This window comes from Amycolatopsis endophytica, from assembly GCF_013410405.1.
Lineage (GTDB): Bacteria > Actinomycetota > Actinomycetes > Mycobacteriales > Pseudonocardiaceae > Amycolatopsis_E > Amycolatopsis_E endophytica.
Genome location: NZ_JACCFK010000001.1, coordinates 4,890,235 through 4,911,830, shown reverse-complemented (window position 1 = coordinate 4,911,830; position 21,596 = coordinate 4,890,235). Strand labels below are relative to the sequence as shown.

30 protein-coding genes and 1 pseudogene are annotated in these 21,596 nt (G+C 73.1%); 15 read left to right on the top strand and 16 right to left on the bottom strand.

The genetic code is table 11. From position 1 onward, the window contains the following. Positions 1-822 (top strand): annotated as a pseudogene (locus HNR02_RS24230) (integrase core domain-containing protein); the annotation flags it as partial. 181 nt (positions 823-1,003) lie between these two features. Here HNR02_RS24230 and HNR02_RS24225 read toward each other — a convergent pair. Both HNR02_RS24225 and HNR02_RS24220 read right to left on the bottom strand, forming a co-directional pair. Next, entirely contained in the window at positions 1,004-1,750 is a 747-nt protein-coding gene (locus HNR02_RS24225) for a DUF1295 domain-containing protein (RefSeq protein ID WP_179775406.1), read from the bottom strand. After that, entirely contained in the window at positions 1,747-2,967 is a 1,221-nt protein-coding gene (locus HNR02_RS24220) for an SAM-dependent methyltransferase (RefSeq protein WP_179776100.1), read from the bottom strand. Before HNR02_RS24220 ends, HNR02_RS24225 begins: the two co-directional genes overlap by 4 nt. A gap of 110 nt (positions 2,968-3,077) precedes the next feature. Between HNR02_RS24220 and HNR02_RS24215 the strand changes: the two genes are divergently transcribed. From HNR02_RS24215 to HNR02_RS24205, 3 genes are read left to right on the top strand one after another with little or no spacing between them, the layout of a single operon-like run. Further along, entirely contained in the window at positions 3,078-4,355 is a 1,278-nt protein-coding gene (locus HNR02_RS24215) for an NAD(P)/FAD-dependent oxidoreductase (protein WP_179775405.1), read from the top strand. Continuing rightward, the gene (locus tag HNR02_RS24210) at positions 4,352-5,065 is read left to right on the top strand and encodes a DUF1365 domain-containing protein (RefSeq protein WP_312861120.1); all 714 of its coding nucleotides are present in this window, start codon (positions 4,352-4,354) and stop codon (positions 5,063-5,065) included. The genes HNR02_RS24215 and HNR02_RS24210 overlap by 4 nt, the downstream gene beginning before the upstream one ends. Continuing rightward, a complete protein-coding gene (locus HNR02_RS24205; RefSeq protein ID WP_179775403.1) occupies positions 5,062-6,255 on the top strand; it encodes an SAM-dependent methyltransferase in 1,194 nt (397 codons plus the stop codon). Before HNR02_RS24210 ends, HNR02_RS24205 begins: the two co-directional genes overlap by 4 nt. 102 nt (positions 6,256-6,357) lie before the next feature. On the opposite strand, the gene HNR02_RS24200 is transcribed toward HNR02_RS24205, so the two are convergent. The 12 genes from HNR02_RS24200 to HNR02_RS24145 all read right to left on the bottom strand — a co-directional run bounded on the left by HNR02_RS24200 (position 6,358) and on the right by HNR02_RS24145 (position 12,321). Next, positions 6,358-7,308, bottom strand: coding sequence for a YihY/virulence factor BrkB family protein (locus tag HNR02_RS24200; RefSeq protein ID WP_179775402.1), 951 nt, complete (start codon positions 7,306-7,308; stop codon positions 6,358-6,360). A 34-nt stretch (positions 7,309-7,342) separates the two neighbouring features. Further along, positions 7,343-7,918 (bottom strand): Asp23/Gls24 family envelope stress response protein, encoded by a 576-nt coding sequence (locus tag HNR02_RS24195; protein WP_179775401.1) that lies wholly within the window; start codon positions 7,916-7,918, stop codon positions 7,343-7,345. Next, the gene (locus tag HNR02_RS24190) at positions 7,918-8,451 is read right to left on the bottom strand and encodes a DUF6286 domain-containing protein (protein WP_179775400.1); all 534 of its coding nucleotides are present in this window, start codon (positions 8,449-8,451) and stop codon (positions 7,918-7,920) included. Before HNR02_RS24190 ends, HNR02_RS24195 begins: the two co-directional genes overlap by 1 nt. After that, on the bottom strand, positions 8,448-8,837 hold the full coding sequence (locus HNR02_RS24185; protein ID WP_179775399.1) for an Asp23/Gls24 family envelope stress response protein: 390 nt from the start codon (positions 8,835-8,837) through the stop codon (positions 8,448-8,450). Before HNR02_RS24185 ends, HNR02_RS24190 begins: the two co-directional genes overlap by 4 nt. A 204-nt stretch (positions 8,838-9,041) precedes the next feature. After that, positions 9,042-9,218 (bottom strand): hypothetical protein, encoded by a 177-nt coding sequence (locus HNR02_RS24180; RefSeq protein ID WP_179775398.1) that lies wholly within the window; start codon positions 9,216-9,218, stop codon positions 9,042-9,044. 28 nt (positions 9,219-9,246) lie between these two features. Then, on the bottom strand, positions 9,247-9,540 hold the full coding sequence (locus HNR02_RS24175) for a hypothetical protein (protein ID WP_179775397.1): 294 nt from the start codon (positions 9,538-9,540) through the stop codon (positions 9,247-9,249). Beyond that, positions 9,537-10,004 carry an Asp23/Gls24 family envelope stress response protein gene (locus HNR02_RS24170; RefSeq protein ID WP_179775396.1) on the bottom strand — a complete coding sequence of 156 codons (468 nt, stop codon included), beginning with the start codon at positions 10,002-10,004 and terminating at the stop codon, positions 9,537-9,539. The genes HNR02_RS24175 and HNR02_RS24170 overlap by 4 nt, the downstream gene beginning before the upstream one ends. A gap of 130 nt (positions 10,005-10,134) precedes the next feature. Next, a complete protein-coding gene (locus HNR02_RS24165) occupies positions 10,135-10,449 on the bottom strand; it encodes a hypothetical protein (protein WP_179775395.1) in 315 nt (104 codons plus the stop codon). Next, positions 10,446-10,862 carry an Asp23/Gls24 family envelope stress response protein gene (locus tag HNR02_RS24160; RefSeq protein ID WP_179775394.1) on the bottom strand — a complete coding sequence of 139 codons (417 nt, stop codon included), beginning with the start codon at positions 10,860-10,862 and terminating at the stop codon, positions 10,446-10,448. Before HNR02_RS24160 ends, HNR02_RS24165 begins: the two co-directional genes overlap by 4 nt. Positions 10,863-10,907: 45 nt before the next feature. Continuing rightward, positions 10,908-11,456 (bottom strand): Asp23/Gls24 family envelope stress response protein, encoded by a 549-nt coding sequence (locus tag HNR02_RS24155; protein ID WP_179775393.1) that lies wholly within the window; start codon positions 11,454-11,456, stop codon positions 10,908-10,910. Continuing rightward, positions 11,447-12,019 (bottom strand): RNA polymerase sigma factor, encoded by a 573-nt coding sequence (locus HNR02_RS24150; protein ID WP_179775392.1) that lies wholly within the window; start codon positions 12,017-12,019, stop codon positions 11,447-11,449. The genes HNR02_RS24155 and HNR02_RS24150 overlap by 10 nt, the downstream gene beginning before the upstream one ends. Before the next feature lie 113 nt (positions 12,020-12,132). Continuing rightward, positions 12,133-12,321, bottom strand: a complete 189-nt coding sequence (locus HNR02_RS24145) for a CsbD family protein (protein WP_179775391.1) — start codon at positions 12,319-12,321, stop codon at positions 12,133-12,135. A 158-nt stretch (positions 12,322-12,479) separates the two neighbouring features. On the opposite strand from HNR02_RS24145, the gene HNR02_RS24140 reads away from it, so the two are divergent. The 3 genes from HNR02_RS24140 to HNR02_RS24130 all read left to right on the top strand — a co-directional run bounded on the left by HNR02_RS24140 (position 12,480) and on the right by HNR02_RS24130 (position 13,881). After that, positions 12,480-12,734 (top strand): hypothetical protein, encoded by a 255-nt coding sequence (locus HNR02_RS24140; protein WP_179775390.1) that lies wholly within the window; start codon positions 12,480-12,482, stop codon positions 12,732-12,734. A 103-nt stretch (positions 12,735-12,837) separates the two neighbouring features. Next, positions 12,838-13,305, top strand: coding sequence for an alpha/beta hydrolase (locus tag HNR02_RS35630; RefSeq protein WP_312861119.1), 468 nt, complete (start codon positions 12,838-12,840; stop codon positions 13,303-13,305). 111 nt (positions 13,306-13,416) lie between these two features. Continuing rightward, entirely contained in the window at positions 13,417-13,881 is a 465-nt protein-coding gene (locus HNR02_RS24130; RefSeq protein ID WP_179775389.1) for a DUF4440 domain-containing protein, read from the top strand. 7 nt (positions 13,882-13,888) lie between these two features. Here the strand turns inward: HNR02_RS24130 and HNR02_RS24125 are convergent, their stop codons facing one another. Then, positions 13,889-14,305 carry an ATP-binding protein gene (locus HNR02_RS24125; RefSeq protein WP_218903062.1) on the bottom strand — a complete coding sequence of 139 codons (417 nt, stop codon included), beginning with the start codon at positions 14,303-14,305 and terminating at the stop codon, positions 13,889-13,891. Positions 14,306-14,428: 123 nt separating this feature from the next. Between HNR02_RS24125 and HNR02_RS24120 the strand changes: the two genes are divergently transcribed. The 7 genes from HNR02_RS24120 to HNR02_RS35620 all read left to right on the top strand — a co-directional run bounded on the left by HNR02_RS24120 (position 14,429) and on the right by HNR02_RS35620 (position 18,616). Beyond that, positions 14,429-15,109: a response regulator gene (locus tag HNR02_RS24120; protein WP_281377273.1), complete on the top strand. Its 681-nt coding sequence runs from the start codon at positions 14,429-14,431 to the stop codon at positions 15,107-15,109. Then, positions 15,106-16,482, top strand: coding sequence for a sensor histidine kinase (locus HNR02_RS24115; protein ID WP_312861117.1), 1,377 nt, complete (start codon positions 15,106-15,108; stop codon positions 16,480-16,482). Before HNR02_RS24120 ends, HNR02_RS24115 begins: the two co-directional genes overlap by 4 nt. Beyond that, complete coding sequence (locus tag HNR02_RS24110) at positions 16,479-16,694, top strand: hypothetical protein (protein WP_179775387.1); 216 nt, start codon at positions 16,479-16,481, stop codon at positions 16,692-16,694. The genes HNR02_RS24115 and HNR02_RS24110 overlap by 4 nt, the downstream gene beginning before the upstream one ends. Positions 16,695-16,829: 135 nt before the next feature. Continuing rightward, the gene (locus HNR02_RS24105; protein ID WP_179775386.1) at positions 16,830-17,042 is read left to right on the top strand and encodes a hypothetical protein; all 213 of its coding nucleotides are present in this window, start codon (positions 16,830-16,832) and stop codon (positions 17,040-17,042) included. 2 nt (positions 17,043-17,044) lie between these two features. Beyond that, positions 17,045-17,707, top strand: a complete 663-nt coding sequence (locus tag HNR02_RS24100; protein ID WP_179775385.1) for a winged helix-turn-helix transcriptional regulator — start codon at positions 17,045-17,047, stop codon at positions 17,705-17,707. Between the two features lie 63 nt (positions 17,708-17,770). Beyond that, entirely contained in the window at positions 17,771-18,265 is a 495-nt protein-coding gene (locus tag HNR02_RS35625) for a cation:proton antiporter domain-containing protein (RefSeq protein ID WP_312861116.1), read from the top strand. Between the two features lie 129 nt (positions 18,266-18,394). Next, positions 18,395-18,616, top strand: a complete 222-nt coding sequence (locus tag HNR02_RS35620) for a hypothetical protein (RefSeq protein ID WP_246338627.1) — start codon at positions 18,395-18,397, stop codon at positions 18,614-18,616. Positions 18,617-18,625: 9 nt separating this feature from the next. On the opposite strand, the gene HNR02_RS24090 is transcribed toward HNR02_RS35620, so the two are convergent. Then, positions 18,626-19,681, bottom strand: coding sequence for a glucose 1-dehydrogenase (locus tag HNR02_RS24090; protein WP_179775384.1), 1,056 nt, complete (start codon positions 19,679-19,681; stop codon positions 18,626-18,628). Positions 19,682-19,794: 113 nt separating this feature from the next. On the opposite strand from HNR02_RS24090, the gene HNR02_RS24085 reads away from it, so the two are divergent. After that, positions 19,795-21,594, top strand: coding sequence for a glycoside hydrolase family 15 protein (locus tag HNR02_RS24085; protein ID WP_179775383.1), 1,800 nt, complete (start codon positions 19,795-19,797; stop codon positions 21,592-21,594). Positions 21,595-21,596: the final 2 nt, after the last annotated feature.

Sequence of the window (21,596 nt, the reverse complement as noted above, 5' to 3'; positions counted from 1 at the left end):
ATGAATCATCCGAACGCGCCAGTGTCGATCGAGGGACGCCGGCGGTTGATCGAGCGCTGCAAGACCAGACCAATCGCGCACGTCGCGGCAGAGATGGGGATCTCACGCGCTTGTGCATCGAAATGGGTCAACCGCTACCGTCAATTCGGCGCGGTTGGCTTCGCCGATCGGTCCTCCGCACCGCGCACACAGCCAGCCGCAACCTCCCCGGAGTTCATCGACCTGAACGGCGAGACTAACCGCGAATCTCAAAAGATCATCGCTCGCCGCCCTGGACACAGGGTCCACATCGACGTGAAGAAGGTCGGCCGGATCCCCGACGGCGGAGGCTGGCGGGCCCACGGACGCGGGAGCGAGCGAGCCAAGGCCGCCGAGCAATCGAAGAGGAAGTCCAAGCGGGGCGGTTACGTCTACCTGCATTCCGCGATCGACGGCTACTCCGGACTCGCCTGCACCGAAGGGCTATCGGACGAGAAGGCCGTCACCGCGATCGCGTTCATGCACCGGGCCCGCGCCTGGTTCGCCGCACACGGAATCACCCGAATCGAGCGAATCGTCACCGACAACGGTGCGTGCTACCGCGCCGAAGCATTCGCCCGCGCCGCCCTACTCGGATCCCGCCATCAGCGCATCACGCCCTACACCCCACGCCACAACGGAAAAGTGGAGCGCTACAACCGGATCATCTCCGAGGAATTCCCCTACACCCGCACCTGGACTTCAGAAGATCAACGCCGTGAAGCGCTCGGGGCCTGGAACATCCATGACAACTACCACCGGCCACACAGCACCGCCGTTGGAGAGCCTCCAGCATCCCGACTGCCGGCGACCGATTGCCCCTCCCGGACCCGATCCTTCAGTGTTTTGGCGATCGGCTGCGGGAGAGGAAAGGCCGGTAGGCACTGTGCCGGGTTGCCGGGTGCCGGGTGCCGGGTGCCGGGCGTGGAGTTCGCGTGCGGGAACGTGGGACTCGCCGATCCGTCGGCGAGTCCCACGCTCCTTGTCAGACGGTTCCCGGACCGCGCTTCGGGGGCAGGGGGAGGAATCCACTGGTCCGCCGGACGTAGTCGGCGTAGCCGGGGCGCCTCGTGACGAGGTCGCGCTCCAGCATCGGTTTGCCGGTGCCGCGAGCCAGCAGCGCCGTCATGATCAGCGGGGACACGATCGTCGCCGCGGCGGGCCAGCTGTGGCAGGCCAGCAGGTACAGCCCCCACCAGGCACAGGCGTCGCCGAAGTAGTTGGGGTGGCGGGTGTAGCGCCACAGCCCGGTGTCCAGCACCCGCCCCCCGGAGGCGGGATCGGCGCGGAACCGCTGCAGCTGGAAGTCGCCGACCGCCTCGAACACGAAGCCCACGAGCCAGACCCCGACACCCAGACAGGTCAGCCACAGCGGCGGCGAACCGTGCGGCGCGACCTGCACCGGCAGCGAGACCACCCACAGCACCACACCCTGGGTCAGGTAGACCCGCACGAAGATCCGGCCCGGCTCCTGCCGCATCCGCGCGTACCGCGGGTCCTCCCCGCCGCGCCGGTTGCGCCACGTGATGTGGGCCGCCAGGCGCAGCCCCCACACCAGGGTCAGCACCGCGGTCGGTACCCCGCCCTCCCGCGCGAGCGTCACGGCGGCGACGAGGGCGAACCCCAGTCCCCAGGCGCTGTCGATCGTGTCGAACCGGCGGCGCCGCAACGCGACCGCGAAGGTGGCGAGGATCAGCGCGGCCACCGCCACCGCGGTCCAGGCGAACGTCATCGCCGGGCAAGGATCTGGTTGACACCCATCCGGTTCTCCTCGAACGCGAGCGCCCCGCCCGCGAGGTAGAGCCGCCACACCCTCAGCTGCCCTTCCCCGGCGATCGCGACCACCTGGTCGGCGTGTTTTTCCAGCTGCTCCGACCAGTCGCGCACGGTCCGCACGTAGTGCTCGCGCAGCGCCTCGACGCCGCGGATCTCGAACCCGGCGTCCTCCAGCAGGCCCAGCGTGGTGCCGATGGGCACCATGGTCATGTCCGGGGCGATGTAGGACTCGATGAACGCGCCGCCGCCCGGCGCGGTCGCGCCACGCGACATCTGCTGCAACAGCAGCGGCGCCCCCGGTTTCAGCATCCGGTGCAGGGTGGCGGTGTAGACGGGGTAGTTGCCGTCGCCGACGTGCTCGCCCATCTCCAGCGAGGCGATCGCGTCGAATGGTTCGCCGGAGAGCTCCCGGTAGTCCTGCAGGCGCACCGTCGCCTTGCCCGTCAGGCCGCGCCGGGTGATCTCGCCACGGATGTGCCCGGCCTGCTGCGCCGACAGCGTCACGCCGGTCGCCTCCACCCCGTAGTGCTCGGCGGCGTGCAGCAGCAGCGCGCCCCAGCCGCACCCGACGTCGAGCAGCCGCATGCCGGGCCGCAGTTCCAGCTTGCGGCAGACGAGGTCGAGCTTGGCGCGCTGCGCGGTGGCGAGGTCGTCGCCGGGATCGGTGTAACAGGCGCAGGAGTAGGCCATCGCCGGATCGAGGATGAGCTGGTAGAAGTCGTTGCCGAGGTCGTAGTGGTGGGCGATGACCGAGCGGTCCCGCGCCTTGGTGTGCAGGCGTCCGCTGGGACGGGCCTCCTCGGCGGGCGGACGGGGCGGCGGGCCGAGCACGCCGAGCCGGGCCGCCGTCGCGACGATGCCGGCCCACTCCCCCGGGCCCAGGCGGGGGCGGCTGAGCGCTCCGGTGCGGAACAGCGCCCACGCGCGCCGCAGCCCCTCGGTGAGATCGCCTTCCACGTCGAGATCACCGGAGACGTAGGCGCGTGCCAGCCCCAGCTCGCCGGGCGCCCACAGCAGGCGCCGCAGCGCACGACGGGAACGCAGGACGACGACGGGACCGCCGTCGGGTCCCGCGGTGCTGCCGTCCCAGGCCCGCAGACCGGCGGGCAGCGCGCCCCCGACGAGCCGGGAGACGAGTTCGGCGAGCAGCGGAGCGGCAGGTGACACGGGCAGACCCTTTCTGTGCGGCACCGGTTATTCGGCGCCGGTGACCGCGCGGATGGGGCCACGTGTTCGCGATCACACCCACCCATCCGCCGGGCCGGTGGTGGCGAACCACGGCCGTGGATGCTCAGTCGAACCCCGCGCCGCGGGCCGCCGTGATCGGCTCCGGGGTCGCCGGCCTGACGGCGGCCTACGTACTGCGCAAGCGCTACGAGGTGACCCTGTTCGAGGCCGACGGCCGGCTCGGCGGGCACGCCCACACGCACGCCGTGCGCACCCCGGACGACCGGGAGATCGCGGTGGACAGCGGTTTCATCGTGCACAACGAACGCACCTACCCGAACCTGCTGCGCCTGTTCGGCGAACTGGGGGTGAGCACGCGGGAGACCGAGATGTCGATGAGCGTGCGGTGCCAGGGGTGCGGTCTGGAGTACGCCGGTGCCAGGAAGCTGACCGGGCTGTTCGCCCAACGCGGCAACGCGGTCAACCCCCGTTACCTGCGGATGCTCGGTGAGGTGCGGCGCTTCCACCGGCACGCCCGGCGCGTGCTCGACCACCCCGACGCCGGGGACACGACGCTGGGCGCGTTCCTCGCGATCGGCGGCTACTCGCGGTACTTCGTCGACCACTTCCTCATCCCGCTGGTCTCGGCGGTGTGGTCGGCGGGCGGGCAGCTGAGCAAGCGGTACCCGGCCCGCTACCTGTTCGCTTTCCTGCACCACCACGGCATGTTGTCGGTGGGCGGCTCACCGTCGTGGCGCACCGTCACCGGCGGTTCACGCTCCTATGTGGAGCGTGTGGCCAAGAACCTCGCCGCGGTCCGGGACGGCACGCCGGTGCGGTCGGTGCACCGGGACTCCGGCGGAGTCGAGATCCGGGACGCCTCGGGCGCCGTGCACCACTTCGACCGCGCCGTCGTCGCGACCCACGCCGACCAGGCGCTGGACCTGCTGGCCGCCCCGACCGCGGCCGAGCGGGAGGTGCTGGGCGCGTTCCGCTACTCGCGCAACGAAACCCTGCTGCACACCGACTCGTCGGTGCTGCCGCGGGCCGGCGGTGCCCGTGCGTCGTGGAACTACCTCAAGCCACGCTGCGCCACCGCGGACGCTCCGGTGCTGGTGACCTACGACATGAACCGGCTGATGCGCCTGGACGAACCGGTGGACTACCTGGTCTCGCTCAACAGCGCAGGCCGCGTCGCCGAGGCGGACGTGGTGGCGCGCATGGTGTACGAGCACCCGGTCTACACCCCGGAGACGCTGGCGGCGCAACGCAGGCTGCCGGAGCTGGACGACGGCCGGATCGCCTTCGCCGGCGCCTACCACGGCTGGGGTTTCCACGAGGACGGATGCGCGTCGGGGGTGCGGGCGGCCGCGTCGCTCGGTGTGCCGTGGTGACCGTCCCCGCCCTCTACGACACCGAGGTCAGCCACGCCCGCCGCGACCCCGCCTACCGCTTCACGCACCGCATCCACCTGTGGCTGGTCGACCTCGACGCGCTGCCGGTGCTGCCGTGGTGGCTGCGGCCCTTCGCCCGGTTCCGGGCCCGCGACCACCTCGGCGACCCCGGCCGCTCGATCCGGCGCAACCTCGACGACTGGCTCGCCGGGCAGGGCGTCGACCTCGGGGGCGGGCGGGTGCTCATGCTCGCCCAGGCCGCCCTGCTGGGATTCGTGTTCAACCCGCTCACGCTGTACTGGTGCCACGACCCGGCGGGCAAGCCGGTGTGCGTCGTGGCCGAGGTGCACAACACCTACGGCGGCCGCCACCGCTACCTGCTGCGTCCCGGCGGCGACGGCCGGGCCGGGGCGGACAAGGAGTTCTACGTTTCACCGTTCCTGCCCGTGCACGGCCGCTACCGGATGCGCCTGCCGCTGCCCGGCGACGACCTGCGGATCACGATCTCCCTGGTCCAGGACGGGCACACCAGCCTTGCCGCGTCGATGCGCGGCAAGCGCCGCCCCGCGACCACGGCCGGTCTGGTCCGGCTGCTGCTCACCCAGCCGCTGACCCCCCAGCGTGTCTGGGCCCTGATCCGACGGCACGGCGTGGCGCTGTGGCTGCGCCGCGTGCCGATCGTCCCCCGCCACCAGGAGAACCCCCGATGACCAGCGCACCGTCCCTGCCCGTCCCGCACGCACCCGCCCGCGCCCGGATCGCCGAAGGGTTGTTCCGCTTCGCCGTCCGGCGGGTGCCGGTGACCGTGGAACTGCCCGGCGGCGAGCGGATCGGCGCGGGCGGGCCGCGGCTGCGCATCAACCAGCCGCGGGCGTTCTTCCACCGCCTCGGCGCGGACGCCAAGATCGGTTTCGGCGAGTCCTACCTGGCCTGCGAGTTCACCGCCGTGGACGACCTGGCCGACGCGCTCACCCCGTTCGCCGCGCGCATGGCCACGCTGGTGCCGCCGCCGCTGCAGGCGCTGCGCCGCTTCGTCGACGCCCGCAAACCCCGCGCCGAACGCAACACGATCACCGGCGCCCAGGCCAACATCTCGCGCCACTACGACCTGTCCAACGACCTGTTCGCCGAGTTCCTCGACGAAACCATGACCTACTCCGCCGCCTGGTTCCATGACGACAACGAGGATCTCGCCGCCGCCCAGCGGCGCAAGATCGACGGCATCCTGGATCTCGCGGGGGTCCGTGACGGCACCCGGCTGCTGGAGATCGGCACCGGCTGGGGTGAGCTGGCCCTGCGCGCCGCGCGACGCGGGGCGCAGGTCACCACCCTCACCATCTCCGCCGAACAGCAGACCCTCGCCCGCAAACGCCTCGCCGAAGCCGGCGTCGCCGACCGGGTCGAGGTCGTGCTGCGCGACTACCGCGAGGCGCGCGGCAGCTACGACGCGATCGCCAGCGTGGAAATGATCGAGGCGGTCGGCGAGGAGTACTGGCCTGCCTACTTCGCCACGCTCGACCGGCTCCTCGTGCCGGGTGGCCGGGCCGCGCTGCAGGCGATCACCATGCCGCACGACCGCATGCTGGCCACCCGCCGGTCCTACACCTGGATCCACAAGTACATCTTCCCCGGCGGGCACCTGCTGTCCCGCGAGGCGATCGCCGACGCCGTCGACCGCCACACCACGCTCCACGTCGGGGGGCAGCGCAGCCTCGGGGACTCCTACGCGCGGACACTGCGCCTGTGGCGGCAACGGTTCCTGGACGCCTGGCCCCGCATCGCCGGACTCGGTTTCGACGAGACCTTCCGCCGGATGTGGGAGTTCTACCTCGCCTACTCCGAGGCCGGGTTCCGCAGCCGCTACCTCGACGTGCTCCAGGTCGGGCTCACCAAGCCCTGATCAGCCCTCCGGGGCAGCCCGGAACCGGGCGCGGCCGTCCGGGGGCGGCCACGGTCGATCGCGTGTCCGTCACCAGGGCGCCCGGTGACGGACACGCGGCCCTCACCTGCCGGACAGGGTGCGCAGCGCGACTCCGGCGGACGCGCCGGCCGCGAGGGTGCCGCTGGCGCGGCGGACGTCCCCGGCCGGGCTGGTGTCCTGCCGGGGACCGGCGGTCGTGGTCCACACCGTCACGAGCAGGAGCCAGCGGACGGTGAGGTAGACGAACAGCAGCGCCCCCACCAGTGCGCCGAGGGTGGCCACGGCGGGAGACCTGCCGAGCAGGTGCAGGTAGAGCCCGCCGGCCTGCTGCAGGGCGCCGAGGCCGATCGCGGCGACCGCGGCGGGACGCAGGCCAGGGGCGAGCGGGCACCGCTCTCGCGGCAACGAGGCCAGGCACCAGGCGACGACGAGCCAGTTGGCGGTGAGGCTCAGCAGCACCGAGCCCGCGACGAGGGCGAGGTGCGCGCCGGCCGTGTCCGCGAGACCGGTGAGCGTGAGCAGCCAGATCCCGGCGGTGCCGGTGAGCGAGGCCAGCAGGCACGAGACGAGCAACGCGCCGCCGATGCCCGCAAGTGTCGCGAGATCGGCCAGCGCAGTGCGCAGCAGGGGCCGGGCGCCGCGGGGCTGGCCGAGCAGGGCGGTCACGGCGTCGCGCAGGTTGCTGATCCAGCTCCAGCCCGAGTACAGGCAGGCGGCCAGTGCCACGAGCCCGAGCTTGCCGCGTTCGGCGATCACGACCGCCACCACACCGCGGGCCTCGTCGCCGATGGCCGCGGGGAAGGTGTTCGCCAGGACGCGGTCGAGCTGCGCGGTCAGCTCCCGGTCCCCGGCCAGGACGAATCCCGCCACCGACACGGCGATCATCAGCAGCGGCACCACCGACAGCAACGTGAAGAAGGTGACCGCCGCGGCGTAGTGGTCACCGTCGCGCTCCCGGTAGCGGGTCAGGGTCAGCAGGACCCGGCGCAGCGACCGCCGGATCCGGGGCGGGCGCGGGGCGGGGACGGGCACCGGGCTCCTCTCCTGGACACGGGCGGAAGCCCGGTCAGCGCACCGTGCGCGCACCGCCCGCGGTGCTGAACCGGACTTCGAGGGTGGTGGGCAGGGTGTCCAGATCGAGCGCCTGACGCAGCCGGGGCAGTGCCGTCGCGGTGATCTCCTCACGCAGAGTGGCGATGTCGGCGTCCTGTTCGGCGGTGACCACGAGCGCGAGTGCGGCGTCGTCCCGCCCGCCGGCCAGCGTCGCGTCCACGTGGTGGACGCCGGGATAGCCGCGGATCTCGTCGGTGAGCGGGGCGACCGCGACCCCGGCGGGCAGTTCGGTGCGGCCGGTGTCGGGGTCGGATTCCAGACGCCACGTGCGGGACCTGGGTTTGTGCGCCAGCTGGGCGAGCAGCCAGCGCAGCGCGAGCAGGCCGACGACGATCGCGCCCGCGGCGATGACGTAGAAGACCCAGGTGGGTGGCGCGGCCGTGCCGGGCACCAGCGTGGCGTCGGGGTCGAGCACGGTCAGCGCGCGGAAGTGCGTGGCCAGCGTGAAGGCTCCGGCGGCGAGCAGGACCAAGCCGGTCACGACGAGCAGGCCACGGTTGAGACGGGCGGGACGGTTGAGGCTGGGCATCATCGGCTCCTCGGGGCCTTGACCACGACCTTGACCTTCGGCGTCGCGGCGGGCTGGATCTGCTCGATCCGGTCGGTCAGCGCGGACCGCACCGCGTCGCCGAGGCCGTCGGGCCTGGTGCGGTCGGTTCGCACGCGGGCGGACACCCTGCGCTTGCGCAGCTTGAGTTTCGCCGACGCGACACCGTCCACAGTGGATACCGCGGCCCGGAGTGTGCTGCGGTAGCTGCGCCGGGACGCGCCCGCGTCCACATCGTCGGTGCCGGCCCGCAGGGGCAGGATGGTGAGCGCGCCGGGCAGGACCGCGGCCAGCACCAGGACCAGGCCCAGCGCCGCGACCACGCCACCGGCGATCGCCAGTGGCAGCTCCGTCCACTGCAGACCGTGCAGGGTGCGGGCGGCGCTGTCGTAGCTGATCCAGGGCTTCTCGCGCAGCAGCGTCTGGATCGCCGACGCGGCCACGACCACCGAGGCGGCGAGCAGCACCAGGGCGGTCAGAGCCGCGGGAAGGCTGCGGCGGGGGCGGCGTTTCACTGCACCCTCCTCGTGGTGACGGTGTCGCTGTGCAGCGCGGTGACGGTGATGTCGACGCTGGTGACGGGCATCCCGGTCAACTCCTCCACCCGGCGCCTCAGATGGCGGCGCGCGGATTCGGTGGTGGCCGCGACCGGGTTCGGATAGACGACCGACAGGCGCACGGTGAGCGTCACCCGGTGGTGGGCGACCGTGGCGGTGACCTTCGCGGAGCGGTCGAAGTCCTCGCCACCGGTCGCAATGCCGAGCACCCGGCCCGCGGCGCCACCCACGCCGTCGACCTCGGTGACCGCCTCGGCGGCGATCCGCTCGACCGCGCGTGCGGCGACGGTGGTCAGGCCACGGTCGCCGACGTCCGGCGGCGCCGGCTGGGTCGTGGTGGTCATGGCACCCCCTTGGGTTGTTTTCCTCAGCGGCGGAGCCGCTTGCGGTGGGCCGTCAACCGGCACCGCCGCAGGTTCTGAGGTGGTTCCTGGCGAGGACAGCGCCGACGTGGTGAACTGGCGTTCATGAGGAGGCGATCCCACAGCCAGGGGCCGCCTCAGGTTCCGCCGCCCGCACCGCCACGCAAATCGTTACGGAACAGCTTTCTAGCCGCGGTCGCGGCGGGTCAACTGCGACAAGTCGAGCTTGCCGTCGAGGTAGCGGCCTACGCCCAGGCCGAGTGCGCCGAGGACGAGCACGGCGAGGAACGCGCCGAACCCGCCGAACGCGGCCGCCAGGCCGAGCACGAGGCCGGTCAGCAGGCCGATGTGAGTGGTGGACACGAAAATCGCCTTCCTTCGTTGCGTGGGCTCACGCCGGTCGTGGGCCGTCCGCGGTGATGTCGCCGATCCAGACGTGGACCGCCCGGCCCACCGGCCCGACCGCGGCGCGAACCTCGCGTCCGATATCGGTGACCGGGGCGGGGTAACGGCCGATGACCCCGACGGTGATCTCCTCCGGCCGGATCCGGACGCCGGGCACGCGGCGGCCGGGCAGGTAGGTGGCGATCTCGCCGAGCCGTCCGCTGTGCAGGCCCGCCACGAGCGGGCAGGCCTGCACAGCGGTGGCGATGCGGCCGGCGTCGATCTCGACGCCCGCGGTCACTGCACGCGGCCGGACTCGGCCGGGGCATCACTGTCGTCGCCGGGGATGTGCACGTCGGTCACATTGATGTTGACCTCGACGACCTCCAGCCCGGTCATCGTCTCCACCGCCGTGATCACGTTGCGCCGCACCGAGCGCGACAGGTCCGCGATGGACACGCCGTACTCGACGAGCAGCTGCAGGTCGACCGCGGCCTGCTTCTCCCCCACCTCGACCGAGACGCCCTGCCCGGCGCTCGCGGTCGCGCCCGGAATCCGCTCGCGCAGCGCGCTGAACGCCCGCGCCGCGCCGCCGCCCAGGTCGTGCACGCCGGACACCTCGCGGGTGGCCAGTCCGGCGATCTTCTGCACCACGGTGTCGGCGATCGTGGTGGTGCCCTGTTTGGTGACCAGCGCGCCGGTGCCGGTCTTCTCGACGTCCCCGCCGGACGATCCGGCCGGCTTCGCGGTGGTGGCGTTGGTCATGACTGTCTCTCCTCGCGTCGGTCGCATCATTTTCTGCTGTCCGGAACGGTTTCGCACCTCGTGCGCTCCGTCCACACCAGAAAGACCCGGTCGCGGGGAAAAGGTCACGCACCCGATCGGGTGGTCCAGGTCACTCGGCACCGGCCGGGAACGCGGCGGCGTCGAGGCCGGTCACCAGCAGCCGCAGCCGTGCGTCCGCCCAGCGGGTGCCCTCCAGCACCGGCCGCAGCGCCGCCACCGCCCGCCGCAGCAGCGGGGGCAGCGGCAGGGTGAGCGCGACGAGCCGGATCTCGACGACGTCGTCGTCCACGTCGATGGCGAGGAGGTCGAGATCGAAGGACAACCGGGCCGCCGGGCGCAGGACCGGCGCGGCCGGGCGCAGCCCCGGCACCGTCCGCAGTGCGGCGAGTACCTCCTGCGCCAGTTCGCGGCGCGTGGTGATCATCGCCGCACCTCCGGGGTCTCGACGTCGAGGATGGTGACCGACACCGACGCGACGGGACCGCTCGTGGCGGCCTCCACGGCACGGGTGACCGCGCGCTGCACGGCCTGGGCGACCGCGGCCGCCTGGTCCTGCCCGGACAGGACGACGCCGACCTCCACCCGCACTCCAGCGCGGCCCTCGTCCGGGTCCGCGGCCAGCACGCGCACCCCGTCCGCGGGAGCGGGCGTCAGGCCCTGGATCCGTTGCCGCGCGGCGCGGGCGACCGAAGTGGCCAGCCCGCGCAGCCCGGGCTGGGTGCGGACGACGCCCGGCACGGCGACCGCCGCGTGCGCGGCGATCGCGGCGATGACCGGGGCGGCGATGACGGCCTCCGCTGTGGGCTCCGCGGCATCGCCGAGGTCGATCGTGATCACTGCGCTGGTCTCCCCTGAACTGCAGCCGGTGCCCGGTCGATCTTCTCAGGCGTCATAGAGGTCGGTGACGGTGAGGTCGAGCCGGGTCAGCTCGACGCCGATCCGCGCGCCGGCGGCGGCGTGGACGCGTTCCCGGACCAGGTCCAGTGCCGTCCCGGACGTGCCGGGGTAGGCCACGGCGAGGTCCATCTCGACCTCGATCGCGGCGCCGGGCCGGGCGGTGACCCGGCAGTGGCGCGCACGCACACCGGGGACGGTGTCGGCGGCGAAGCGCAGGACCGCGGCCACGACCTGTTCACTGATGCGGGCCTCGCCCGGCTCGGCCGTGGGCAACGGCAGCAGCTCGCGCCGCCGGACGTCGGCACGCACGGCGGACATGATGCGGCTGGTCAGGTCCCGCGACGGCGCGCTCGTGTCGTGCGCCAGTTCGGTGGTGGCTTCCTGGAGCACCCGCAGGCTGCCGTGCGCGGCGCGGCAGTGCGGGCAGTCGCGCTCGTGCGGGTCGTCGCCGAAGGAGTCCAGCCGCTCCCACAGCCGGTCCACGTCACGCCCGCACGGCAACGCGTAGTCCTGCGTGGCCGGGTTCACCGCCATGGCGCCATCACCTCCGCCAGTTGCACTCGGGCACGGCTGATGCGCCCGCGCACCGCCGTCGTGGTCGTGCCGATCGCCTCCGCGATCTCGTCGTAGGACCGGCCGTGCACTTCGCGCAGCAGCCAGCACGCCCGCTGCTCGGGCGTCAGCTCCCGCAACGCGGCCGTCAGTGCCCGCATCTGCGCGGAGGTCTCGGCCGCCCGCTCGGGACGTCCCGCCGAGCCCGGCGACTCGTGCTGGTCCGGTTGCAGTTCGGCGACCGGTTTGCGGGCACGCAGCGCGTTGAGGCACCGGTTGGTCGTGGCGCGGTAGAGCCAGCCCACGAACGCGGCGTCCTCCTGCAGCTGTGCCAGCCGCCGCCACGCGGTCAGGAACACCTCCTGCACCACGTCCTCGGCGTCGGCCTGCCTGCTCAGCATCCGCACCGCGAGCCGGAACATCGGTGCCTGGTAGCGGCGCACCAGCTCCTCGTACGAGCGCACGTCACCGTCGCGGGCGCGCGCGACCAGGGTCGTGTCGTCCAGCGGCGGTGACGGCGCATCGGCAGGTACGGGCGTGCTCATCCCGCCGTCCTTCCTCGTCCCATGCCCTACCGACACGGCTGCGCCCGATTCGTCACGGCCGGACCGGGTGACGGTGTTCACCCGGACGGCATCCCCGGCCCGGCCGCCACCGGTCAGTCCTTGTTCAGGGCACCCTTGATCGTGTCGGCGGCGTCGCGCACCGCCTCCTTGATCCCGGCCTTGGCCTGGTCGGCCTTGCCCTCACCGCGCAGCCGCTCGTCCCCGGTGGCCGCACCCGCGGCCTCCTTGGCCTTGCCCGTGAGGTTCTCGGCCGTGGTCCCGATCTTGTCCCCGAGTGACATCCTGCATCCCTCCTCCGGCGGGCGCACCTCGTGTGCGCCACTCTCGGGTGAGGACCCGCGGGGCCGATCGGTTGTCACGGGCGGATTCCGGTGATGCCCGTCACGGGGCCGCCCACCTCTACGATGTGGGGAAAGCAGCGCCGAACCGCGAGGATGGCATGGACGAGGACGGTACCGGCCGGGACTGGACGGCCGCGGACAAGGCGGCCTACCGCCGGCTGGTCCGCGCGCATCACCCGGACTTCGGTGGCGATCCCGACGAGTTCGTCGCGCAGCTCGCCCGGTTCCGCGCCGACCGGCGGGCGGGCGGGGAGCGCATCGTGTTCGTGTCCCGCCGCCGGGGTCTCGCCGGGGTGTTCGACGCCCTGCGGCAACGTCACCGCCGACGGCGGCGGCCACCCCGGGTCCAGTAGCGCGCCGGAGCCCGGTGGCTCGGCCGCTGGGCGACGGAGCCGAGGAGCCGGACGCGCCGATCTGTTCGGCGATCACCGGGCTCCGGATGACGGTCTCGATGCCGTGCAGGAGGGTGACGGGCAGCGCGGCCAGGAGAATGGCGAGGGCGACCGCGCCGGCCGCGGCGCTGGTGCGGGGGAAGCGCTGGGCGAACCGTGCCCGCCGTCCTTCCCGCGAACGGTGGTGCGGGCGCAGCACGTGTTCGCCGCCGCGCTCGGCGACGAAGTGGACGCGCTTGAGCCCGTACGCGCTGGCGGCCACCTCGATGACGCCCCGGCCGAGCCGCCGGTCCCGGTCGAGGACGAGGGACCGGCGAACGTGCTGGTGGTGCAGAACCGGCACAATCCGGCCACCCCGCACCGCGGCGGCGAGCTGATCGACGAGAAGGTCGGCGACCGGTCGCGGCTGGTGAGCCTCGAGGGCAGCGGTCACGGCGCCTACGTGGTCGGCGGCAACGCGTGCGCGCTCAACACGACGACCAGTTTCCTGGTGGCGGGTACCCTGCCCCGCGACGAGGTGACCTGCGGCTGACCGGCGTCGAGCGGGGCAGAACCGGACTCTCCGGTGCCTCGCCGCGCACCAGCGCCACCGACGCGGCTCCTTCGCGGCGGAAGCCCGCCCCAACCTGACGATCACCTGACGATGCCGCTGCACGGCTTCCCCGTCGCGGACCGCGCGGACGACGATCCTGGTGTTCCCGCGCGCCGCTCCCCGAGGTTCACCGACTTGCCCGTGCCCCGCCCCGGTCCCGTGAGCGCCGATCTCGGCGGGCCCCTCGATCTGGAACAGCAGGCGTGGGAGGCCACCCTGCGCGGCCGCGCCGCGGACGTCTACGACCGGATCATGGCGGTCAACGCACGGGTGCTGCTCCCGGAGGGCCCACTGACCCGCCGGGAAGCGCTCGAACGCTGGGCGCCGAACCTCACCTGGCCGCGCCACCGGCTGCGCGCCGAACGGGCCGTGCCCATCACCGACGGGATCACTTACCTCACCTACCAGGCGGTCGCGGGCGCGCGGGACGAGTACCACGCCGCATGCTCCAGCCTCTTCGTCCGCCGCGGCGACGCCTGGTGGCTGGTGTGGCACCAGCGGCAGGACTCGTTCTGACCGGAGTTCAGGCCCGGGAAGCGCACGGCTGCCCGGGCGAGGTCGCGCAGTCGACCTCGGCCCACACCCGCTTGCCCCCGTCCGGTGCGGGGCTGATGCCCCACCTCCGCGCCACCGCGCTGACCAGGAGCAGCCCGCGCCCGCCCGCGCGCTGGCGGGTGCCGGACCGGAACACCGCGTTGTCCTCGACCTCGACGCGCACGACGCAGGGATCCCGCCGTCGCAGGCGAACGCTGCGCCCACCGCCGCCGTGCACGTGCGCGTTGACCACCAGTTCGGTGAGCACCAGCTGCACCGCGCGCAGGTGGTCCTCACCGAGCCCGCCGAGCCGGTCGGCCGCCCACCGCCGGAGCACGTGCGTGCCCTCCGGCCTTCCTCCGGCGAGATCGGCCACGAACGGCCCGGCCCCGGGTGGACGCGTCACCCCTCAACTCTGCCCACGGCGCAACTCCGGTCACCTGACAAGTTCCTGACGATTCCCCCGCTTCGCCGCCGCGCTCGCCACGCACGGGCCGGCCCCGTTCCGGCGGTGGTAACAATGGCAGGCATGCCGACGCAGGTCCTCCTGGTGGAAGACGACCACCGCATCGCACAGGCCCTGAGCCTCGCGCTGGATGACGAGGGCTTCGGCGTGCTGCACGTGCCCGACGGGGAAACGGCGCTCGACGCGGTGGAGGCGGAGCGGGTCGACCTCGTTCTGCTCGACCTGATGCTGCCGGGGATGGACGGCATCACGGTGTGCCGCAGGCTGCGCGCCGACGGGGACCTGCCGATCATCATCGTGACCGCACGGTCCGACAGCCGGGACGTCATCGCCGGGCTGGAGGCCGGCGCCGACGACTACGTGACCAAGCCGCTGGTCGCGGGCGAGCTGGCCGCCCGGATGCGCGCCCTGCTGCGCCGCCGCTCGCCCGGGCGCCCGGCGGTCCTGCACGCCGGTGATCTGGAGGTGCGGCTCGACGCGGCGACCGTGTTCCGCGACGGGACGCAGCTCCACCTCACCCGCACCGAGTTCGGCCTGCTCGCCGAGCTGGCCGCGGCCCCCGGCACGGTCGTGACCAGGGAACAGCTGCTGAGCCGGGTGTGGGGCTACGACTACTTCGGCGACACGCGGCTGCTCGACGTGCACGTCCGCCGTCTGCGGCGCAAGGTCGAAACCGATCCCGACCAGCCGCGCCGGATCGTGACGGTGCGGGGCATGGGCTACAAGATCGAGCCAGGGCCGTGAGACGGCCCTGGCGGCACGTGCTGTCGCTGCGCTGGCGGGTGGCGATCGCGTTCGGGCTCGGTTCGCTGCTCGTCGCGGGCATGTTCGCGCTGGCGACCTGGAACCTGGCCAGCGGCTACATGCTGGACCAGCGCAGCCAGAGCGCGACCCAGCAGGCCGAGGTCAACGGCAGGCTGGTCGACGAAGCCATCCGCACCCGCTCCACCGGACTGGACGAACTGCTCACCGGGCTGGCGACCGGGCCGAACTCCAGCATCATCCTCGTGCGGCCCGGCACGCAGCTGACCAGCGGGCGGCCGGTCGACCTCGCCGCGCTGCCCCCGGCGTTCGTCTCCGCCGCCCGGTCGGGGCACGCGGTGCGGCAGCGGGTCCGGGTGCACGACTACCCCGCGCTCGCCATCGCCCTGCCGGTGCCCAGCGAAGGCGGCGCCTACATCGAACTGTTCCCGCTGACCGAACTGGACCGCACCTTCCGCTTCCTCAGCAGCCTCCTCGGGGGCGGCACGCTGGCCTGCGGTGTGCTCGGCGGCGCGCTCGGCCTGTGGACCAGCCGTCGCGCGCTGCGTCCGCTGACGGCGCTGACCGCCGCCGCCTCCCGCGTCGCGGCCGGTGACCTCACCGCGCGGCTGCCGGACCAGGCCGACGCCGACCTCGCGCCGCTCGCGCGCACGTTCAACGCCACCACCGAGGCGCTCGAACACCGGGTCCAGCGCGACGCCCGCTTCGCCGGGGACGTCAGCCACGAACTGCGTTCCCCGCTGACCACCATGACCAGCGCCGCGGAGGTGCTGCAGCGGCGCCGCCGGGACCTGCCCGATCCCGCCCGGCGCGCGCTCGACCTGCTGGTGCTGGAGGTGCACCGGTTCCGGCACATGGTCACCGACCTGCTCGAGATCTCCCGCGCCGACCGGCACGGCGACGACGAGGCGTGGGAGGTCCTCGACCTCACCGCGCTGGTCACCAACGTCGCCGCGCACCGCGGCCGGCCCGTCCCGCCGCTCGACGGGAGCGAGACGCCGGCCCTGGTCCGCGCGGACCGGCGGCGCCTGGACCGCGTCGTGGGCAACCTGCTCGACAACGCCGACCGCTACGCCGGCGGCCCGGTGCGGGTGGGCGTCCGCAGCGGCGGCGGCCGGGTCCGGCTGGAGGTCGACGACGCGGGACCCGGTGTCCCGGAGCACCTGCGGGACCAGATCTTCGAACGCTTCACCCGCGGCGACCGGGCCGGGCAGCGCGGCGGGGACACCGGCAGCGGGCTCGGGCTGGCCATCGTCGCCGAGCACGTGCGCAGGCTGGGCGGCCGGGTCCGGGCGGAGGACCGGCCCGGCGGTGGCGCCCGGTTCGTCGTCGAACTCCCGGAGGTCATGCCATGACTCGCTGGAGGTCACTGGCCGCGGCCGCGCTGGCCGCCGTGGTTCTCACCGCGTGCGGGGTGACCGCGCAGGAGGAGCCGGAACCCCTGACGACCACCTCCCCCACGGCCCCGACCACGCCCCGGCTGACGCAGCGGCCCGACCAGTCCTCGGCGACGACGACGGCCGTTCCGCCGGCTCCGGCGCCCGCCACGACGACGCTGTCGTCCTGACGGCGCGTGTGGACGGCCGGGAATCCCGCCGCCCACACACAAAACGCGAAAGATCCTCATTGTCAGGAGATCGTCAGCTGCCGGGCCGCGTGACGGTGCGAGGATGTGACGTCACCGAACACTTCGAGGAGGGACATGCTCAGCCACCGGCACGACGATCTGGTCACCTCCGTCAGCGCGAGCCTGGCAGGCGAGTTCGGCGATGCGGTTGCCACGAGCGAAATCGACCGTGTGGTCCGCGCCGCGCTGCGTGACCTCGACGGCCGCGTCGTGTCCGAAGCGGTGACCGAGATGCTGCACAGCCTGGCCCGCCACCGGCTTCGCCGGCTGGTGGCCGCGCACGACTGATCGTGACGACCCGCTACGGGCAGCACTGTCCCGTCGCCAGGGCCTCCGAGGTGCTCGCACTGCCGTGGGTGCCGCTGATCGTCCGCGAGCTGTTGCACGGACCGGCCACAGTGGACGGGCTGGTTCGTGGCCTGGCCGGGATTTCCCGGCCGCTGCTGCGGACCCGCCTGCGCCACCTGGAGCGCGCGGGAATCCTCGCGCGGGGCGGTGAGCGTGGGATCTACCGGCTTTCGGAGTCCGGCCGGGACCTCAGCGGCGTCATCGCGCACCTCGGGGACTGGGGCAGGCGCTGGCTGCCGCCGCCCGGCGCGCCGCGGCACCCGGAGCCGCTGCTCCTGGACATCTGCCGGGCGGCGGGCCCGATGGCCCGTCCCGCCACGATCCACCTCAAGTTCGTCGAGGTCCCGCCACCGGCGCACTGGTGGGTGTCGGCCGGACGTGACGGCTGCTCCCTGCACCGCGATCCGCCCGCGCTCCCGGCGCGGGTGCGCATCGACTGCACGTTGCGCGCGCTGTCCGACCTGTGGCTCGGTCACCGCGGCTGGCGTAATCTGCTGGGCGAGCACGCCATCCGGCTGCGGGGCAGCCGGGAGGCGGTGCGCGAGGTGGTGCGCTGGCTGGGCGACGCCAGGTCCGCGAGCCGGGCCGGGACGGGCTCACCGTGATCGCGCCAGTTACGGCACCCGCCCACGGAGTAGCCCTGCGGGAACCGACCGGAAGGAACGGCCGTGGCGCTCGTCCTGGCTTTCGGGATCGTCCTGCTGATCAGCGTCTCGCTGTCCGGGCTGGCCGCGCGCACGATCCTGTCGACCGCGCTGATGTTCCTCGTCGCGGGCGCGCTGATCGGCGACGGCGGGTTCGGGCTGATCAGCACCGGCCCCACGGACCCGCTGGTGTCCGTGCTCGCCGACCTCGCGTTGTTCACCGTGCTGTTCACCGACGGCCAGCGCGCGAACCTGCGGGCCCTGCGCGAGTCCTGGCGGCCCTCCGGCCGGGCGCTGGGTCCGGCGATGCCCCTGACCATGGTCGGCATCGCGCTGCCCGCCCACTTCCTCGCCGGCCTGGACTGGCCGACCGCGTTCCTGCTCGGCGCGATCCTCTCCCCCACCGATCCGGTCTTCGCCTCGGCGATCGTGGGCCGGTCCGACGTGCCCCTGCGGTTGCGGCGCCTGCTCAAGTGGAATCCGGGCTCAACGACGGGCTGGCCCTGCCGTTCGTCCTGATCTTCCTCGCCCTCGCCTCGCACGAGCAGTCCCACCTGGGCACGATCGTGCTGGAACCGGTCGGCGGCGCAACGCTTCGAGCCCTTCGGCGACCTGCTGTCCGAGATCACCAAGTTCGCCGCGCTGCTGGTGTTCGGCGCGCTGATCACGCCCGACCGGCTCGGCCACCTCTCCGCGGGCGGCTGGGTCCTCGCGGTGCTGGCGATCCTCCTGGTACGCCCGGTCGCGATGCTGCTGTCACTGCTGGGCACCCGGCTGTCCGGGCGGGAGCGGGCCACCGCGGCCTGGTGCGGGCAGCCGGAAGCCGCGACACGCGACGTGGCCGGGGAACGCACCAAGGAGGCCCGGTGACCCTGGCGCTCACACCGCGGTGAGGTCGAGCACGACCTTGACGTCGTCGTCGCGGGGCTGGAACGCCTCCTCCGCCCGTTCCAGCGGCACGCGGCGCGAGATCAGCCGGGACAACCACTCCGGGTCGGCCTTCGCCAGTGCGTCCGCCGCCAGCCGGAAGTGGCCGAGGTTGGCGTTCACCGAGCCGATCAGGGCGTCGTTTTCCAGGACGACCTCCCGGTTGAGACCGCCCGCGTCGACCGGTAGCCGGCGGCCCGGCGAGGAGACGCCGGTCAGGCAGACGAGGCCGTACGGGCCGGTGACGGTCATCGCCCCCAGCACCACGGGTGGCGCCCCGGTCGCCTCGACCACGATGTCGGGCCGCAGCTCCCGGCCGAGCTCGTCCAGTCCCCCGTGGTGGTAGGTGGCACCGAGGTCGGCGACCAGCCGCGGTTTGGGCCCGCCCGTCACCCGGTCCAGCACGTGCACGTCGAGCCCGCGCTGGCGGCCGAGCAGCGCGGCCAGCAACCCGATCGGGCCGGCACCGGTGACCAGCACGGTTTCCGGTTCGAACCAGGCGCGGCGGCCCACCCGTTCGATCTGGTCCCAGGCCTTGGCCACCACGCTCGCCGGTTCCATCAGGACCCCGTTCCGTTCCAGGCCGGGGTCCAGGCGCACCGCGTAGTCCGCCTCGACCGTCCAGGACGTGCTGCCGTAGCCGTCGGCCTCCTTGATGCCGCGCTCGGTGTAGCGGCCGTTGCGGCACATGTCGAACTGGCCGTGCGCGCAGGCCCCGCACGGCACCGGATCGGGACGGCGCACCACCCCGGCGACGAGGTCACCACGGCGGAATCCGCTGTCCTCCGGCGCTTCGCGGATCCGTCCCAGCGACTCGTGCCCCAGCACCAGGTGGTCCCGGCCGGGCGGCGCCCACCCGTAGTCCCCCGCGAGGATTTCCCGGTCCGTGCCGCAGATCCCCAGTGCCAGCCCGTCGACCGCCAGCTCCCCCGGCCCCGGCCGTGGATCCGGCACTTCGGACACGGCCAGGGACTCCGCCTTGCCGGGCCGCACCGTCACCGCGCGCATGAGTTCTCCTTCCGGTCGCCCGCCCCGGCCCGGGTACCCGCCGCGCGGCCGGTGACGCATGACCGGGGACATCTGCGGGTACCACCACGACTGTCCGGTCAGGAGGGAGCGAGGTGGCACTGCGCATCGAGGACTACGCCCTGATCGGCGACACCCGGACCGCCGGTCTGGTCGGCCGGGACGGTTCGATCGACTGGCTGTGCCTGCCGCGGATCGATTCGGGCGCCTGTTTCGCCGCTCTGCTGGGCGGGGCCGAGCACGGCCGGTGGGCCCTGGCCCCGGCGGGCGCTGCCCGGACCGTCCGCCGCGCCTACCGGCACGACACCCTGATGCTGGAGACGGAGCTGGCGAACGACGAGGGCACCGTGCGGATCACCGATTTCATGCCGGTGCGGCCTGAGCATCCGCGGGTGCTGCGGCTCGTGGAAGGGGTGCGCGGGCGGGTCCGGATGCGCAGCGAGGTCACGGTGCGGTTCGACTACGGCCATGACCACCCCTGGATCCGTGGCGACGACGACCGGTTGCGTGCGATCTCCGGACCCCACGCGGTGATCCTCGACGGCGACGTGCCCCACCGCCACGACGACCGCGCGGTCTGCTCCGCGGAGTTCAGCGTCGGCGAGGGCGAGCGGGCGGGGCTGCGCCTGTCGTGGACCGGCGCGCGGCAGTCCGCTCCGGAGCCGGTCGACGTCGTCACCGCGCTGCGTGACACCGACCGCTGGTGGCGGGACTGGGCGGCCCGGTGCACGTACCGGGGTGCCTACCGGGACGCGGTGGTGCGGTCGCTCATCACGGTGAAAGCGCTTACCTACGCTCCCAGTGGCGGGATCGCCGCCGCGGCCACCACCTCGCTGCCCGAACGGCTCGGCGGGGTGCGCAACTGGGACTACCGGTTCTGCTGGATCCGCGACGCCACGTTCACGCTGATGACGTTGCTGGAGGCCGGGTACGAACGCGAGGCCCGCGACTGGCGCGAATGGCTGCTGCGCGCCACGGCCGGCGCCCCGGAGCAGATGCAGATCATGTATGGCATCGACGGGGAACGGCGGCTCACCGAGTCCGAACTGCCCTGGTTGCCCGGATACGCCGGTTCGCGGCCGGTCCGCACCGGCAACGCCGCGTCGGCGCAGTTCCAGCTCGACACCTACGGCGAGCTGATGGACGCGCTGCACCAGGCCCGCGCGCGCGGCATCCCGCCCGACCGGGACGCCTGGCGCCTGCAGCGTTCGCTGCTCGATTTCCTGGAGTCCCACTGGGACGATCCGGACAACGGCATCTGGGAGATGCGCGGTCCGCGGCGGCACTTCACCCATTCGCGGGTGATGGCGTGGGCGGCGGTGGACCGCGCGGTGCGGGGTGTCGAGCAGTTCGGGCTGGACGGGCCCCTCGACCGCTGGAAGGCCCTGCGCGAGGAGATCTTCACCGACGTCTGCCGCCATGGTTTCGACGCTGACCAGGGCACGTTCACCCAGTACTACGGTGGATCCACTGTGGACGCCGCGCTGCTGCTGCTCCCCGCGGTGGGCTTCCTGCCCGCCGATGACCGCAGAACGCGCGGAACCGTGGCGGCGATCGAGAAGCACCTGCTGCGGGACGGCCTCGTCCAGCGGTACCCGATGACGGACCGGTCGCAGGAGCTGGACGGCCTGCCCGCGGGCGAGGGCGTTTTCCTGCCGTGCTCCTTCTGGCTGGCCGACAACTACATCCTGCAGGGCCGCCGCGGCGAGGGCCGCGCGTTGTTCGAGCGCCTGCTCGACCTGCGCAGCGACGTCGGCCTGCTGTCCGAGGAGTACGACACCGGCGCACGACGCCTGGTCGGCAACGTGCCCCAGGCCCTGTCCCACGTGGCGCTGATCAGCACCGCGCTCAACCTCGACCGGAACACCGGCCCAGTGCACCGCCGGAGCGGCTGAGC